A 14,557-nucleotide genomic window follows, 5' to 3' on the forward strand; every position below is an offset into this window, starting at 1 on the left:
AAGCAAAAACCATGACAAGACTCACTTTTTTCAGCCTTTTGATGGCGCTTTTGCTCTCCGCCTGCGGGGATAGCAGCGCACCGGAAGCCGCGCAAAAGGATCTTTCCCAAATGAGCTGGCCCGCGATCGAAGCCAAAGCCAAAGGCGCCACCCTCACCCACATGATGTGGACAGGCGACCCCCTCATCAACGACTACATGCAGAACTATGTGAAGCCCGAGGTGAAGGAGCGCTACGGCATCGAGCTCAATATCGTAAGCGGGCAGGGCTCGACCATCGTACAGACGATGATGGCAGAGCTGCAGGCCGGCAAGACCGAGAGCGAAGTGGATATGATGTGGATCAACGGGGAGACCTTCTATCAGCTGCGGCAGATCAAAGGGCTGCATGGGCCATGGACGGAACAGCTGCCTAATGCGCAGTATATTGATCTGGACAATCCCTTTATCGGCGTCGACTTTCAGCAGCCGGTGGACGGGTACGAATGCCCCTGGGGCAACGTGCAGATGGCCATTATTTACGATACCCTGCGCACGCCCCATCCGCCACAGAACCGGCAGGCGTTGCTGGCTTATGCCAAAAAGCACCCCGGCACCTTTACCATCGACACCCGTTTTACCGGGCTCACTTTCCTTAAGGCCTTGCTGATTGATATCGCGGGCGGGCAGGAGGCGCTGGCCGGCGACTTCGACGAAACTAAATACGGGCAGTATGCTCCGCAGTTGTGGGACTACCTGCGCGAGCTTAAACCCTACCTATGGAAGGGAGGGCAGTCCTTCCCGGAAGGCGTAGCGCCCATGCATCAGATGTTTGCCAACGGCGAGCTGCACTTCACCATGAGCAATAACGACTGCGAAGTGGACAACAAGGTGCTGCAGGGTGTCTTCCTGGAGAGCGCCCGCGGCTACGTCTGGGAGCCGGGCACCATTCAGAATTCCCATTACCTGGGCATTGCCAAACACTCGGCCAACAAAGCTGCTGCTATGGTGGTCGCTAATTTCATGATCTCTCCGGAAGCGCAGTACCGCAAGATGGACCCGGCTATCTGGGGCGACGGCACCGTGCTCAGCTTGGACAAACTGCCCGATGACTGGGCGGCCAAGTTCAGAAACCTCCCCAACCGGCAGTACGCGCCCGACCGGGAGGCCATTCAGGACAGAGCGCTGATGGAACTGGCACCGGAGTATATGATCCGCCTGGCGGAAGATTTTCGTAAAGAAATCATAGAAGGCTGATGCAGCAGCGCTGGGCAGCATACGGGGGCAGAAGCTTGTTTGTCCTGCTTTCGGCCGTGCCGATTGTGGCGGGGGTGAGCTACGCCCTGCTCTACAGCCTCGGGCTGACGGGCGTCATGGCGGAAGGCTTCACCCTGGCCCACTGGCAGGAGATACTGGGCGATGCGGCGTTCTGGCGTACCCTGGGCTTCAGCCTGTACGTGGCAGCAGTGAGTATCCTGATTGCGCTGGGACTGTCTCTGGCGCTGGTGCTCCGCTCGCCTCAGGCTTTCACGAAGGGAGAGCTGTCGTTTTTCATTTACCTGCCGCTGAGTATTCCGGCGATCGTGATGGCTTTTTTCATCTTCCAGCTGCTGGGCAAAGGCGGCTGGCTGTCGCGGGTGTCGCATCAGCTGGGGCTCATCAGCGCGCTGGAGCAGTTTCCGGACTGGGTGAATGACAATTATGGCATCGGTATCATCGTGGCGCATGTGATCATGGCGACGCCCTTTTTCACCATCTTCTTCGCCAATCTGTACCAAAATGAGCGGCTGGGGGAGTACCTCCACCTGGCGGCTACGCTTGGCGCGAATGGGCGGCAGCGTGTCTTCCGGGTGGCGGTGCCGGTGCTGCTGCGGCGGGGGCTGGCCACGGTGTTTTTGTACTTCATGTTCGTCATGGGCAGCTACGAAATCCCACTTTTGGTGGGCAGCCAATCGGTGCAGATGGTATCGGTGCGGACCATTCAGCGGCTGCAGCGTTATAATCTGGGCGATATACCGGAAGCCTATGCCATCAGCGTGGCTTATACGGTGCTGGTGGTGGTCCTGCTAAGCGGATTGCTTTGGTACAACCGCAAACAAATGGGCCGCACATGAGCAGATTCACCAAAATAGCGCTGATCGGGCTAATCCTTTTCCCCTTTGCCTTCCTGCTGATGCTTTCGGTAGGGCGGCAGTGGCCTTATCCGGCTGTTTTTCCGGAGCAGTGGTCGCTGGGCAACTGGCAGCTGGTACTGGTCGGCAGTGAAGGCTTAGGCAACAGTGTGCTGCTTTCTGTGTTATTATCGCTAAGTGTGGCTACGCTGTCCACGGGGCTGAGTTTCTGGGTGAGCCGGCACATCGCTTACCACCCGAAGCGGGAAGCCTGGCTGAGCCTGGCGTACTTTCCGTACGTCTTTGCGCCGGTCATCCTGGCGGCCTGCCTGCAGTTCTTTTTCATAGTGGCCGGGCTGTACGGGACCTTTGGGGGCGTGTTGCTGGCGCAGTTATTCATCACCTTTCCCTACGGCGTCATTTTCTTCAGCAGCTTCTGGAACGAGCGGCTGCGCAGTATGGAAGAGCTGGTGAAAACGCTGGGGGGCAGTACCCTTCAGGCTTACGCCAAAGTGCTGGTGCCGGTAGCAAAGGGCGCGCTGATGACCTGCTTTTTTCAGCTGTTCCTCATCTCCTGGTTCGAGTACGGGCTCACCAATCTGATCGGGGTGGGGAAGGTGCCAACGCTGACGCTGCGGGTCTTTCAGTACGTGAACGAAGCTAATATCTTTCTGGCGGCCCTGGCGAGCTGCCTGCTGATATTGCCACCGGTGGCGCTATTGTGGCTAAACCGGGCGGTGGTCTTCAGGGAACGTATCGCGCCGTAGGTGCGAAACGTAGGGAACAAAGACGATCGCGCCTTTAGGTGCGAAATGTAGGTAGATATCGCGCCCTAGGTGCGAAACATGGGTAACAAACAGCCAATGCTGGACATAAAAAACATCAACAAAAAATACAAAGGAGAAGCCGTCCTGCAGGACCTCAGCTTCACCCTAAAGGCGCACGAAATGCTCAGCATCCTCGGGCGCTCCGGCAGCGGCAAAACCACCCTGCTCAAGGTACTGGCCGGGCTGGAAACCGCCGACCGCGGGCAATTGCTGCTTGACGGGCAGGACCTGTCGCCCGTACCTGCCAATCAACGGGGGATTGTGTACCTCTATCAGGAGGCGCTTTTGTTCCCGCACCTGGACGTGTTTGAGAACGTCGCCTTTGGGCTGCGGCTGCGGCACCGCCCGGAAGCAGAAATCAAGAAAAAAGTAAACGCCCTGCTTCAACGGCTCGAACTGCCGGAACAAGCCCGCAAAATGCCGGAACAACTGTCGGGCGGGCAGCGGCAGCGCGTAGCCTTCGGGCGGGCGCTGATCATCGAGCCGCGGGTGCTGCTGCTGGACGAGCCCTTCGGGGCCCTTGATACAGAGACCCGCCGCAGCATGCAGCAACTGCTCAAACGGGTGTCTAAAGACCTCGGGCTGACCGCTATTTTCGTCACACACGACCTCAAGGAAGCCATGCTCATGGGCGACCGCCTCGGCATGATGCAAGGCGGACAATTAAAAATATACGGCAGCCGCGCCGAATTTATCGCGGATGAATCCACCGGTGCCCGGGAAGAGGCACGATTTTGGACAGACCTCCATGATTTAAAATTGACAAAATGAAAGTAGACTTCAATCACTGCGAATCTTTATACTGGGTCTTTACCCAATTGTGCAACGACGAGTGCGACCACTGCTACAACGATTCCGGCCCTTATGGTGCCCGCATCAGCGAGGAGGAGTGCATGATGATCATCGATAACCTGCCGGAGCGCATTGACCGCATCATCCTTTCCGGTGGAGAGCCTATTGCGGACCGAAAAAAGCTGTACAACATCCTGGATGCTTTGCGGGAACGCTACACCGATCAGGGCACCCAAATCATGCTGCAAACCAACGGCGACCTGCTGACCGAAGAAATCCTGGACATCCTCATCGAAAAGGGCGTGACCCGCTTCGACATCGCGAGCATCGACCGTTTCCACAAAAAAGCTGGCGCCCGGCTGATGGAGCTGGCCGAGCTGTTCGATTCCCGGGGCGTTAACGGGGAGGACAAAGACCCGCTGGTGGACAAACAAAACTACCTGCACGGCCATCCGCTGAGCTGGGGTGCCTGGGGCGCTACCGATGACATGTGGCTGGGCGGCAACTGGGCCCGTGGCCGTGCTATGGAAAAAGACATCTGGAAGCGCGACCCGGAGCACAATTTCTGCACCATCCTCTCCGGTGCCCGCAACTTTCTGGGCGGCTACGAGGATATCCCACAGGAAATCAGCATTCAGCTGTGGCGGATCAATCCCTGCTGCCCGGGCACGAAATTCCCCATGGGCGATGCCCGGAAGGAAAAAGTAGCTGATGTGCTGGCGCGCATGGCAGAGCATCCCGTTTTCAAAAAGCTCAACGAAGGCGACCCGTGGCGCATGGGCGAGCACCTGGGCGTAACGGAGGCCGAAGCCAAAGCCCGCACCCGCGAGCTGGAAAACATCTGTCTGTACTGCGATGCCTTTTTCAACGAGCACCTGCAGGACATGAACCCGGATACCTTCGTGGAGTTGCCGGTGGTGAATGCGTAAACGAACATCTGCTGCCCGCCTGCCTTTCACCAGTAAAAGCAATTATGAAAGTACTGATTATTGGAGCGAACGGGCAAATCGGCACGCAGCTGGTAGATAAACTTAAAGACAGCCAACACGAGCCGGTGCCCATGGTGCGGAAAGAAGAAGATGTGAATACCTTTAAAGAAAAGGGGACTAATCCAGTACTAGCCGATCTGGAAAAAGACATTGGACACGCCTTTCAGGGTATAGACGCTGTGGTGTTTACTGCAGGCTCTGGTGCCGATACCGGGGAGGAAAAAACCGAACTGGTAGACAAGAAGGGCGCTGTCAAAGCCATTAACGAAGCCAAGTCCAAAGGCATCGACCGGTTCGTTATGGTCAGTGCATTCGGTGCCGACTTTGAGCCGAAAGAATGGTCCGACTCCATGAAGCACTACTACGAGGCCAAGGCTGCCGCCGACAACCACCTCATTTCCTCCGGGCTGAACTACACCATCCTCAAGCCGGGCCGCCTGACCAACGACAGCGGGAAGGGTAAGGTAGACATCGGCGAGCGTACGCAGGAGCGTATGGGCGAAATCCCCCGCGAAGACGTAGCCACCACCATACGGGCAATCCTGGACCGGCCCAATACCTACCGGGCTTCCTATGAGATGCTAGAAGGAGATCAGCCAATAGCGCAGGCGGTGGAGCGGATTTAGGATAATGCAGAGATTTTAGAAAAGTCCTTATCTTCGGGAAAAGTAATCAACGTTGATGCGGTACTTCAATACTTCAGGTCCGAATAACCCTCAACAACATTTCACTGTAGAAAGGAAAGCGTTGATTAGAAAAGGCTTTCAGATGGTTCTGCGTGAGCAGTATTTTACCATTTATGGGCCCCGCCAAACGGGTAAAAGCACCTATTTCCGGCAGTTGGCAGGATTTCTGGAGGAAGAAGGTTATAAAGTCGCGCACACTAATCTGGAAAGCCTGCGGAATGCTCCCCTGTCCACCTTTCTCGAGATATTTGCCAGCGATCTGGACCGGCAGTGGGGAACGACTCTACCGCAGACAGATATAGCCGGGCTTTTCCACGCCATCGAACAGCTCAAAGAAGAAAAACTCGTCCTGATTATCGACGAAGTGGAAGGGGTGAATGAAGCCTACTTCGGTGATTTTTTGCATGCCATTCGGCGGGCTTACCATTCCAGGCACGCGCATGGGCTGAAGAGTGTCATTCTGGTGGGCGTCACCAATATTCTGGGTGTGGTGAGCGATAATGCTTCTCCGTTCAACATCGCAGACAACCTGGACATCCCCTATTTTTCAGACGAAGAAGTGCAAAGCCTGCTCCATCAGCATGAGTCGGAAACCGGGCAGCGTTTTGCGGAAGCGACTATTCGAAAAGTCAGCACCATCACCGCTAATCAACCAGGTCTGGTTAATGGCTTCGCAGCTAAATTGGTGGAGTTTTTTCCGGATCGGCCGGTATTGGATGAGGCTGCTTATTTGGAGGTGGAGGATTGGTATTTGAGGTTGTCGATTGACAAGAACTTTGAGAATATTCATAACAAGGCAAAAGAGGAGCGGAAATTTGTAGAAAGGCTTTTATTCACGGAAGACAAAATCCCATTTAAAATTGACCGTCCGAGTATCAAGTACCTGCACACTAATGGCTTGATAAGAAAAGACGAAGATGGATTCGTAACCTTCTGGGTGCCTTTTTACAAAAAGCGCCTGTACGATGCCTTCTATCCCTACACCAACGGGGAGCAAAAGCGCATTACCCGCTCTATTTATGCCCCGGAGTACTTCACCTCTGAGGGCGGATTGCATTTTGAAAAGCTGATCGCTGCCTACAAGGCTTACGTCAAACGCCGTGGTTTTGCCCCTTTCCGGGAAAAGGACGCCGATGGCAACTATAAATCCATCCGGGAAGCGGCATTGATTTACAGTTTTGAGACCTACATTCACGCTATCGTCGAGGAGCTGGGCGGTAAAATTTACCGGGAAGCCGATACTGGCCTTGGTAAAAGCGATATGATTATCAATATCCGGGGGCAGGAATTTGTCATTGAGACGAAGGTCTACTACAGCCCAGGAAAGTTTGAATCCGGCAAACGGCAACTCGCCTACTACTGTCAAAGCCTCGGCCTCACCACCGGGCTGTACCTGGTCTTTTGCCCCAATAATATTGCCTACCCGGACATTGTGCGCGAGGGGCAGGAAGACTTCGACGGCACGACCATTAAGGCTTACATTATCCCGTACGATGAGGAGCGCTGGGATTGAGGCCGTGTTGGGATTGCTCTTCAAAACTGATTTTCCGACAGCGTCAAAAAAAACGGACCGCATATTGCTATACGGTCCGGGGGTTCAGTTGAAATAAGGGGGAATAATCTCTTTACTGACCGTTAACCTTTACCAGTCGTATCGTTCGGTCCCGGCCGCCATCGTTCAGGTGAAGGAAGTAGTAGCCGTTGGGCAGGTGGCTGAGGTCCAGGGTTTCTTGTAGTAGCGGACTATTGGTTTGAGGTTGAATGCGGGTCAGGCGGACCTTGCCATTCATATCTACCACAGTCAGGGTGCACGGAGCGCCGCTTTTGACGTTCGCATTGACCGTTACCACATCATAAACCGGGTTCGGGAATGCCTGGAGTCGGGCATCCGGGGCGATGGACGCTTCCGGGGTTGGACTAACTGTTGCAACCTGGCTTGTGGGCTCCGGTGTGTCAGGCGTAGTCAGCGCCAGGTTCGGAATCGTCGCATTGGTGTTATCAAAGGCAATAAAAGCAATGGATTCGTCCATATGCCAGCGCTCACTATCGGAAATTTGATCCTCATCTACGGATAACTCGAAGGACTGATTGCCGAAAGGCTCCGCACCGTAGAGGACAGGCCAATGCCCGTCGCCCCCCTTAACGCCTGCTACGCTGAGAACAGCACCATTAGGGGCGGGAACAACTGTATTGTAGGTATCACTCGCGTTTTGACCGCCAATGATAGCTGGTCCAACTCCAGCTTCCAGCATAACGCCGCTAAGGTTGTACTGTCCGGCTTCCATAAGGATGTAGCCGATGGTCTCCACTGCCCGGTCCGTGATGGTATCGGCAGCGACATGTTTGCCCATAGCGTAATTATCAGGTTCAGCAGGGTTTCCGGAATGGTTGCCCCTTGATGCCCAGAATACCGACCAGCGGGTATCGTTTTCGCTCGTGACCTGCCCCAGCAAAACGGGGTGGCTGTATTGTTGCTCCATGTCGCGTTTTTCACGTGCAGACCACCAGGAGCTGGTGTTCGCCGTTTCAAGGGCACTCACGAATCCGGCTTCCATAGTAACGCCATCGTGCGCAGCCTGGTACTTGCCGGCCTGCACTGCCACAAAGTGGACATCGTAGAGGCTGTCGGTATCGCCGCCTGGGTTCTGGACTTTCAGCTCAAAGGTGTTTCCGTTGGCGTTGCGTACCCGCGGGACCACAGGCGCGTAGTCATAGCTGGGTAGCTGCACGGTGGCGATAACAACCATGTCTTCAAAACTCCGGTTGAGGGTAACCGTTTGCCAGGTATCTGAAACGCCCGTGATTAAACCGGTTTCTATGGGCATCGTGGTGGCATCGCCTACATTTGGGTCGCAGGCATCCGGTATGCCATCGTTATCGGTGTCGGTATTGTCATCGCCGTTCTCACAAATGTCATCCCAGTTGCAGACGCCGTCTCCATCGCTGTCCATAGGGATACCTGCACAGCCGCAGTCCTCGGTGTATACATCGAGAATCGTACAGGCAATGCCGTCGTCACAGGGGCGGCCGATCAGGTTGTCGTTACAGTCGTCGCAGGCATCGGGTAGGCCATCTTCATCTTCGTCTGCCATATCGTCAAAGCCGGGGCACACATCTTCCGCATCGCAAATACCATCCATATCAGCATCGTACCGGCAAATGCGGTCTTCGAAGGCGAGATAGGCAACCTGTTCGGTGGTATGCCCGCGCTCTGTATCATGGATTTGATCTTCATCTGCTACCATTCGGATCAGGCCGGGCTCTATGGGCTGTTCTCCAAAGAGGACCGGCCAGTAGCCATTGCCGCCGTCCATACCGGCAGCACTCAGCACCGCGCCCCGGATTTCAGGGTTGTCGAGGTCGTAGGTGTAGCCATTATTGTTGGGGCCACGGACGATGTCACTGCCCAGCCCGGCTTCCAGTATCCGGTTGCGGACCTGATAGGAGCCGGCTTCGATGATGAGGAAGCCGATCATTTCATCCGTGCGGGTGGTGTGGTAGTCCTCGCCTTTATGTTTGCCGGCGGACAGGTTGTTCATTTCCGGGGGATGGGCGGAATGATTGCCCCGGGAGGCCCAAAATACCGACCATGCCTCATTCTCCTGGGTCATGACTTGTCCCAGCACGACCGGATTTTCATAATACTGCCGGAAAGTCCGTTGCTCCCGGTTGCCCCACCAGTTGGAAGCATCGGCTGTTTTTGTGGCGGGCTCCAGGCGGGCTTCCATTTTGATGCCATCGTGCTCAGTGGAGTAAGTACCGGCTTCAGCCACTGCGTAGTAAACTGCGTAGTTAGCGGAAGTTGTCCCACCCGGGTTCTGAATCCTCAGCTCAAAGCTGTTGCCTTGTGCATTCCGGATACGGGTTACTACTGGCAAGTCGGTTTTGTGCATCAGGTGTGGGGTGGCAATGACTACCATGGAATCGTAAGTTTCGGCCAGGGTAATCGTCTGCCAGTTTTCGGTAACAGATGGAGCGATGCCGGTTTCCAGGGGGAAATCAGCCGCAGTGCCTACGTGCGGGTCGCAAAGGTCAGGAATCTGATCCCCGTCTTCGTCAATGACCCGGCCACCGCAATTGCAGTCCCGGTCGAGTACATCATCAATCGTACAGGGATCGCCATCGTCGCAGGGGCTGCCACTGTCGGTACAGCCGTCACAAATGGAAACCACCATGCGGTCGAGGTTCGGGCCCCAGCCATCTACCGGGCGCAGGGTGACTTCATGTGTGCCGGCTGACAAAATCTGTGGAAGCGTTATCTCCTGCCAGTCTTCCCAGTCGGTGGTTTCCGGGAACAAAAGGGCGGGTACAACGACTTCCCCATCTATGGCCAGTTGCAGAAACCGGTCGCGGTGGTCGGAGGTGTAACGGAAGGTGAATTGGTGCTCCCCGTCAATACTCGTTTCAACCTGAAGGAGGATAAACTCTGAAGTATCGTTGGTGTAATCGATGAAGCCATCTCCGTAGAAATGGGGAATATGGTTGTGCACAGTTGTATTCCCCTCCAGGAAATTTTCTGCTTCGTAAGCCAGATTTCTACAGGGGTCTACGCCATCGGGTATGCCATCCCCATCCGAATCGAGCGCGACGCCCTTGCAGTTACAGTTGTTGTCGTATTGGTCGTTGACGGTGTACACATTTTGGTCATCGCAGGCCGCTCCTGCTCCGGGGCAGTCGCAGGCCAGGCTCCCTGCCTCCGATAAAGTGGGCCAGGAGGAAACGGGCAATGCAGCCGTTCCGTTATTGGCCTGTCGGCTGTTGAGGGAGGTGTGGGCGGCATCAAAGCTGATCTCCGGAGCACTGCCCTGCTGTTTGACGTCAAAGCAAACCGTACCTATGGTTACTGCAGGAGCTTCGTCCATTTCCGCGCAGGGCGGCATAGCATCGTTGAGCAGTAAGGTCAGGCTGAACTTTCCGGGGTGGGAGTAGGCATCGTATTCATGAGCGGACCACGGGCTCATCGTACCATCGAGGCAGTCTTGCCCACCGTTATAAGCCAGGGGCTCATAGCTATGAAACGTAAGTGCTTCGGCATTGTAAGTCAGCAACAGGGAGGAGGTGCCCATGCGGACGGGCTCACCACTATCGGACGCCAGGATGATATCCGTGCAGTACCGGTAAAGGTTACAGTCTTTGGAGGCATCGAGCTGCAGGGCAACGCTTTGGGCCAGCAGCTGACCGCTGGTGAAAAGACTGAATACCAGCGGCAGAATATAGGTGATCGTTCTTTTCATCGTTCGGTTATTTTAATTGGCCCAGTTTGCTGCGGTTACCGCGCCAGAGCTGGAAATCGTTGGCATCAATCTGGCCATCGGCATTGAGGTCATAGTTGTCGTAATGAGCGGATTGTCCCTGTTGGGTTGTCCAGAGGTTGTAGTCCTGATTGTTGACGATGTGGTTGTGGTCGGCATCGCCACTGCGCATGGTCCAAACCTGTCCGGTGATTTTGAGCTGCCGGTCACCGAGGGCTCGGTTTTCGCTGGTTGTGAAATCATACTGGAAGTTCGGGCTGTCTGTGGGAACAGGCTCAGCGGAGACGACGGCCAGATGGTTCCGGTGGAATACCGCCAGGTGGTAAGTGCCATCCGGTACGCCATCAAAGGAAATACCAGCGGTACCATCAGTTCCCATCAATTGTCCATCGGCGCGAAGGAGGAAAGCCTTGCGGGCTACGGTATGGGCGAGGTTATTGGCAGTGCGCAACTCGGCCAGCACCCAGTCAACGGTATCTTCCGGCCAGGTAGTTACGGTTTCGGTGCCATTGTAGTTGAAGGGGGCGGCAGTGTAGGGCTGAGTGTTCGGCAATGCATTCCGGTCCAGCAGTTGGGTATGCATTTGCTGCAGCTGCGGATCGTAGAAGCCTTCAAGGAACAGGCGCACCCGTATACAGGCGCAGGTCACGGGTGGCTGAGGGGTATAGTAGCAGGCGTCGGGCACCAGGTTGCTCTCATTGATAAAAGTGGGGCGATTGGCGATGTATTCCTGCCGCTTGAAGGTGCTGCTAAGCGAATCATCATTGGCCCCCAGCCAGTCCTGAAGGACAGTAGAGAACACCTGCCGGTAGTCGTACTGAATTTGTTCAGGATTGGGCGCACCGGGATTGTCCTGATCGCTCAGATTGATGTTGTTGCCGATCACGCCACCGTCCACGCCCCGGCCGATGAGGAACATGGAGCTGAGGGTGCCGTGGTCGGTGCCGCGGCTGCCGTTTTGTATGATTTTGCGGCCAAATTCTGAAAAAATTACGGTTAGCACCTTGTTGTCGAGGCCCATGTTTTGGATATCCTCCTGGAAAGCCGCCACGGATTCGCTTAGGTCGCCGAGGAGGTTGGCGTGAGTGCCCTCTGTATTGTTGTTGTACTGCACCATATTATTGTGGTTGTCCCAGCCACCTTTGCTGGCCATATAAATTTTGGTGCGGCTGCCCCCTGCCATCATCCGGGCAATGGTTTTGAGCTGATTGCCGAGGGAACTATTGGGGTAGTCTGCCGAATTGGTGCCGTTGTTAAAGGTATCTGAAATCCGGGAAGCGTAGACATTCACACTTTTGCTGATGGTCTGAATGTGGTTGAGCATAGCACCGTGGTCCGTATCGGGAATGTCCATAATCGGCGCACCGCCCAGGGAGGAGATCATGGTGTAAAAGCCGGACGGGTCCTGCCCGGAGAGGTTGATCTCCAGGCGGTGCTCGGCCGCAGAGTGGAAGCCGGTAGAGATAGTGTTGCCAAAGAGGAGGGCCAGAGGATCCGGTTCTCCGTCAAAGGGTGTGCCGTTGTAGCCCGGGTAGCGGTCTTCCAGGAAGCGGGCCATCCAGCCGCTTCTTTCATTTTGCAGGGCGCCACCGCTGCCGGTCAGCCAGTTCTCCGTAGATTTGAAGTGGGAACGGTTGGGCTGATCATAGCCCACCCCCTGCACCATCGTCAGTAAGCCATCATCGTACAGGTTTTTGAAGGCCGAAAGGCGGGGGTGCAGCCCGAGTGCCTGATCGTCGCTGAGGCTGTCGTCCAGCGTAATCAGGCTTTGTTCAGGCAAGTAGATGGAGGGGCGGAATTGGGTGTAAGCTGAAAATTGGGATAAAGGTACCGCCGTGTTGAAAATATCATTGGCACCGTTAAGGAATATGATGACGACACTCCGGTCGGTCACTTCGCAGGGGTTGGGCAGGAAAGGCGTGGTCGAGGCGATTCCGCTCAGCGGCATCGCACCGGCCAGAAGGGGGTACATCCCCAGTGCTGCCGATTGTTGAAGGAAGTTTCTTCTGTTCATGATTTCGGTGTTGGTCGGTTTTAGAAAGTTTGGAATTCCGGTGAGCCCACGACGGCTTCAAAGAGGTCAGTGAGCGCGACTTTGACGGACTCATCGTTGCCGGACTGCAGATAGCCCTGCCATTCAAACATCCAGTTGATGGGGCTGAGGTCGCCGAGCAGTTTCTGTAGGAAGTAGTCAAATCGTTCGCCTTGTGGCATTTCCGGTAAAGTGAGTTCCAAAAACTGCCGGACCAGTTCGTCTGCGTACTCCTGATTGGTGAAATTGTCCCGGAAGAAGGGAACCAGGTCAACCTGAAACGGGATGTCGCGGTTGTTCTGAACGGTTTTGCCCTCCAATAGTGCATAGGGCAGGCGGAACCGGTAGGCGATGGTGGACTGATCGAACCAGAATTTACTGTAATTGGGTGCTTTAAAGAAACCCGGATACCCTTCTACAGACAGGGGGTAGAAGGTAAAACCGATGTGCTCCAGGTGGTTGTACAAAAAGCGCTGAGCGGTGGTGTCGTAATGCTCCACGTTGTTATTGAGCACTCCCATTTTATTGGCATCAAAGAGGTTGATGGCGCCGAGGACGTAATCCAATGGGCTTTTTAGTTTTCCGCCGATCACTTCGTCTTTAGCGTTGCTGTCATCTTCATCGTAGAAATGACGGCTGCACAGCAGGGTCTTCAGGGTGTTTTCGATATGGTATGCATCATTGTAGAGTTGGTCTGCAAGCGGTTGTATGATCGTTTGCTCGGCTTCCTCACTAATGATGTCTTTTACAAAAAAGTGGTAGAGGCGCCGTACGTAAGCCCGTGCGGTCTCCGTTTGGTTGAAGACCATGTCCACGAAGTCCTGCAGCTCGCGGTACATATCGGCCTCGTCGGTAGCGCCGGTGATGGTTTGGTTTCCGAAAGCAGCGGAAAAGGTCTTGAAACCCGCGTGGTGACGGTTGTAGATGGCCCGTCCGGTGGACAGCCCGGTTTCCGGGTCCTTATTATCGAAGCCTTCATCGTCGAATCCGGTGAGGACGCGGGCGGCCTGTTTGATGTCTTCTTCGGTGTAGTTGGTGTAATCGCCGGTACTCTGCACGGGCCCTTTCAGGATGGTAAAAAGCTCCAGGAATTCCCGGGCGTAATTTTCGTTGGGGCTATCGCGCCGGTTGTTGTTATTGTTGAGATAGCGTAGCATTTTATTGTCGAGGGTGACTTTACAGGCCAGCGTTTTGATGTTGCCGGTGGCGTACATTTGGAACAGCCTGAACAGGTCAAATTCAGACCAGTCGCGGTCTTCCTCTGTGACGAAAATGCTATGCCAGAACAGCGCCATTTTATGCCGCACGGACGGGTCATGAAGCATTTCATTCACCACCCAAAGCCATACCGCGCGCCGCTTTCTGCCCATGAAGGTGTCGGGGCCGTTATCGTAGGGGCCGGTGGTGAGCCAGGCGGTTGTGCCATCCATCCAGTTGATGGGCCCTTCGGGATGCACGAGAGGAGGTATAGCCAGGAGTGTTTCCACTGCTTCCGTTGCCGTCATACCGGCAAATGCATTAATCCGGTCTTTGGAGACAGCAAAGGAAGCCCGCCGAAGCAAATGAGCTGCAAGTCTGTTGCCCAGTACTCCCGGCCGGGGACTTAGGTTCGCCATAGATCAATAGGTTGTGTAAGTAGATAAATGTACTACAGGGTTCAGGTACCCCAAAACGGAAGCGGGCACCGATGACTAAAGTCCCGACACAGTCTTTAGGTAGAACCTGTAAAAAATCTTTGTAGTAGGATTGCGAAGTGTTTGCTTAACGCGAAAACTAAGCTTTTAGCAGGACGAGGAGAAGTGAAATAATAAGTCGTCACTTTGCCTTTGGTCAATATTAATAATATTTGGTTTTCTTTCCCAATTATCCCCGAGGGTTTTTAGGAATAAA

General features: G+C 54.9%; 10 protein-coding genes. 7 read left to right on the plus strand and 3 right to left on the minus strand.

All coding sequences use genetic code 11. The features are described 5' to 3' along the window. The first annotated feature begins 11 nt into the window (after nt 1–11). The 7 genes from IX84_RS19520 (at nt 12) to IX84_RS19550 (ending at nt 6,896) form a co-directional block, all read left to right on the plus strand. The gene (locus tag IX84_RS19520; RefSeq protein ID WP_044224634.1) at nt 12–1,235 is read left to right on the plus strand and encodes an ABC transporter substrate-binding protein; all 1,224 of its coding nucleotides are present in this window, start codon (nt 12–14) and stop codon (nt 1,233–1,235) included. Next, nucleotides 1,235–2,092, plus strand: coding sequence for an ABC transporter permease (locus tag IX84_RS19525; RefSeq protein ID WP_044224637.1), 858 nt, complete (start codon nt 1,235–1,237; stop codon nt 2,090–2,092). Before IX84_RS19520 ends, IX84_RS19525 begins: the two co-directional genes overlap by 1 nt. Further along, entirely contained in the window at nt 2,089–2,856 is a 768-nt protein-coding gene (locus IX84_RS19530; protein ID WP_044224640.1) for an ABC transporter permease, read from the plus strand. The genes IX84_RS19525 and IX84_RS19530 overlap by 4 nt, the downstream gene beginning before the upstream one ends. A gap of 96 nt (nt 2,857–2,952) precedes the next feature. Beyond that, on the plus strand, nt 2,953–3,687 hold the full coding sequence (locus IX84_RS19535; RefSeq protein ID WP_044224821.1) for an ABC transporter ATP-binding protein: 735 nt from the start codon (nt 2,953–2,955) through the stop codon (nt 3,685–3,687). After that, nucleotides 3,684–4,637, plus strand: a complete 954-nt coding sequence (locus IX84_RS19540) for a radical SAM protein (protein WP_044224643.1) — start codon at nt 3,684–3,686, stop codon at nt 4,635–4,637. Before IX84_RS19535 ends, IX84_RS19540 begins: the two co-directional genes overlap by 4 nt. 44 nt (nt 4,638–4,681) lie before the next feature. Then, nucleotides 4,682–5,323, plus strand: coding sequence for an SDR family oxidoreductase (locus IX84_RS19545; RefSeq protein WP_044224646.1), 642 nt, complete (start codon nt 4,682–4,684; stop codon nt 5,321–5,323). 55 nt (nt 5,324–5,378) lie between these two features. Beyond that, nucleotides 5,379–6,896: an AAA-like domain-containing protein gene (locus IX84_RS19550; RefSeq protein ID WP_072013674.1), complete on the plus strand. Its 1,518-nt coding sequence runs from the start codon at nt 5,379–5,381 to the stop codon at nt 6,894–6,896. Nucleotides 6,897–7,008: 112 nt separating this feature from the next. Here the strand turns inward: IX84_RS19550 and IX84_RS19555 are convergent, their stop codons facing one another. From IX84_RS19555 to IX84_RS19565, 3 genes are read right to left on the minus strand one after another with little or no spacing between them, the layout of a single operon-like run. Further along, the gene (locus IX84_RS19555; RefSeq protein ID WP_044224652.1) at nt 7,009–10,617 is read right to left on the minus strand and encodes a T9SS type A sorting domain-containing protein; all 3,609 of its coding nucleotides are present in this window, start codon (nt 10,615–10,617) and stop codon (nt 7,009–7,011) included. Nucleotides 10,618–10,624: 7 nt separating this feature from the next. Then, nucleotides 10,625–12,649, minus strand: a complete 2,025-nt coding sequence (locus IX84_RS19560; RefSeq protein WP_081968853.1) for a DUF1501 domain-containing protein — start codon at nt 12,647–12,649, stop codon at nt 10,625–10,627. A 20-nt stretch (nt 12,650–12,669) separates the two neighbouring features. Next, a complete protein-coding gene (locus tag IX84_RS19565; RefSeq protein WP_044224659.1) occupies nt 12,670–14,283 on the minus strand; it encodes a DUF1800 family protein in 1,614 nt (537 codons plus the stop codon). Nucleotides 14,284–14,557 lie beyond the last annotated feature (274 nt).

It is taken from the genome of Phaeodactylibacter xiamenensis, from assembly GCF_000759025.1.
In the GTDB taxonomy this organism is placed as follows: Bacteria; Bacteroidota; Bacteroidia; order Chitinophagales; family Saprospiraceae; genus Phaeodactylibacter; species Phaeodactylibacter xiamenensis.

Bases quoted from the DNA above. Each gene is read 5' to 3' on its own strand.
- IX84_RS19540 (WP_044224643.1), top strand. From the start codon at position 3,684: ATGAAAGTAGACTTCAATCACTGCGAATCTTTATACTGGGTCTTTACC.
- IX84_RS19560 (WP_081968853.1), bottom strand. From the start codon at position 12,649: ATGAACAGAAGAAACTTCCTTCAACAATCGGCAGCACTGGGGATGTAC.
- IX84_RS19550 (WP_072013674.1), top strand. From the start codon at position 5,379: ATGCGGTACTTCAATACTTCAGGTCCGAATAACCCTCAACAACATTTC.
- IX84_RS19535 (WP_044224821.1), top strand. From the start codon at position 2,953: ATGCTGGACATAAAAAACATCAACAAAAAATACAAAGGAGAAGCCGTC.
- IX84_RS19530 (WP_044224640.1), top strand. From the start codon at position 2,089: ATGAGCAGATTCACCAAAATAGCGCTGATCGGGCTAATCCTTTTCCCC.
- IX84_RS19520 (WP_044224634.1), top strand. From the start codon at position 12: ATGACAAGACTCACTTTTTTCAGCCTTTTGATGGCGCTTTTGCTCTCC.
- IX84_RS19525 (WP_044224637.1), top strand. From the start codon at position 1,235: ATGCAGCAGCGCTGGGCAGCATACGGGGGCAGAAGCTTGTTTGTCCTG.
- IX84_RS19565 (WP_044224659.1), bottom strand. From the start codon at position 14,283: ATGGCGAACCTAAGTCCCCGGCCGGGAGTACTGGGCAACAGACTTGCA.
- IX84_RS19545 (WP_044224646.1), top strand. From the start codon at position 4,682: ATGAAAGTACTGATTATTGGAGCGAACGGGCAAATCGGCACGCAGCTG.
- IX84_RS19555 (WP_044224652.1), bottom strand. From the start codon at position 10,617: ATGAAAAGAACGATCACCTATATTCTGCCGCTGGTATTCAGTCTTTTC.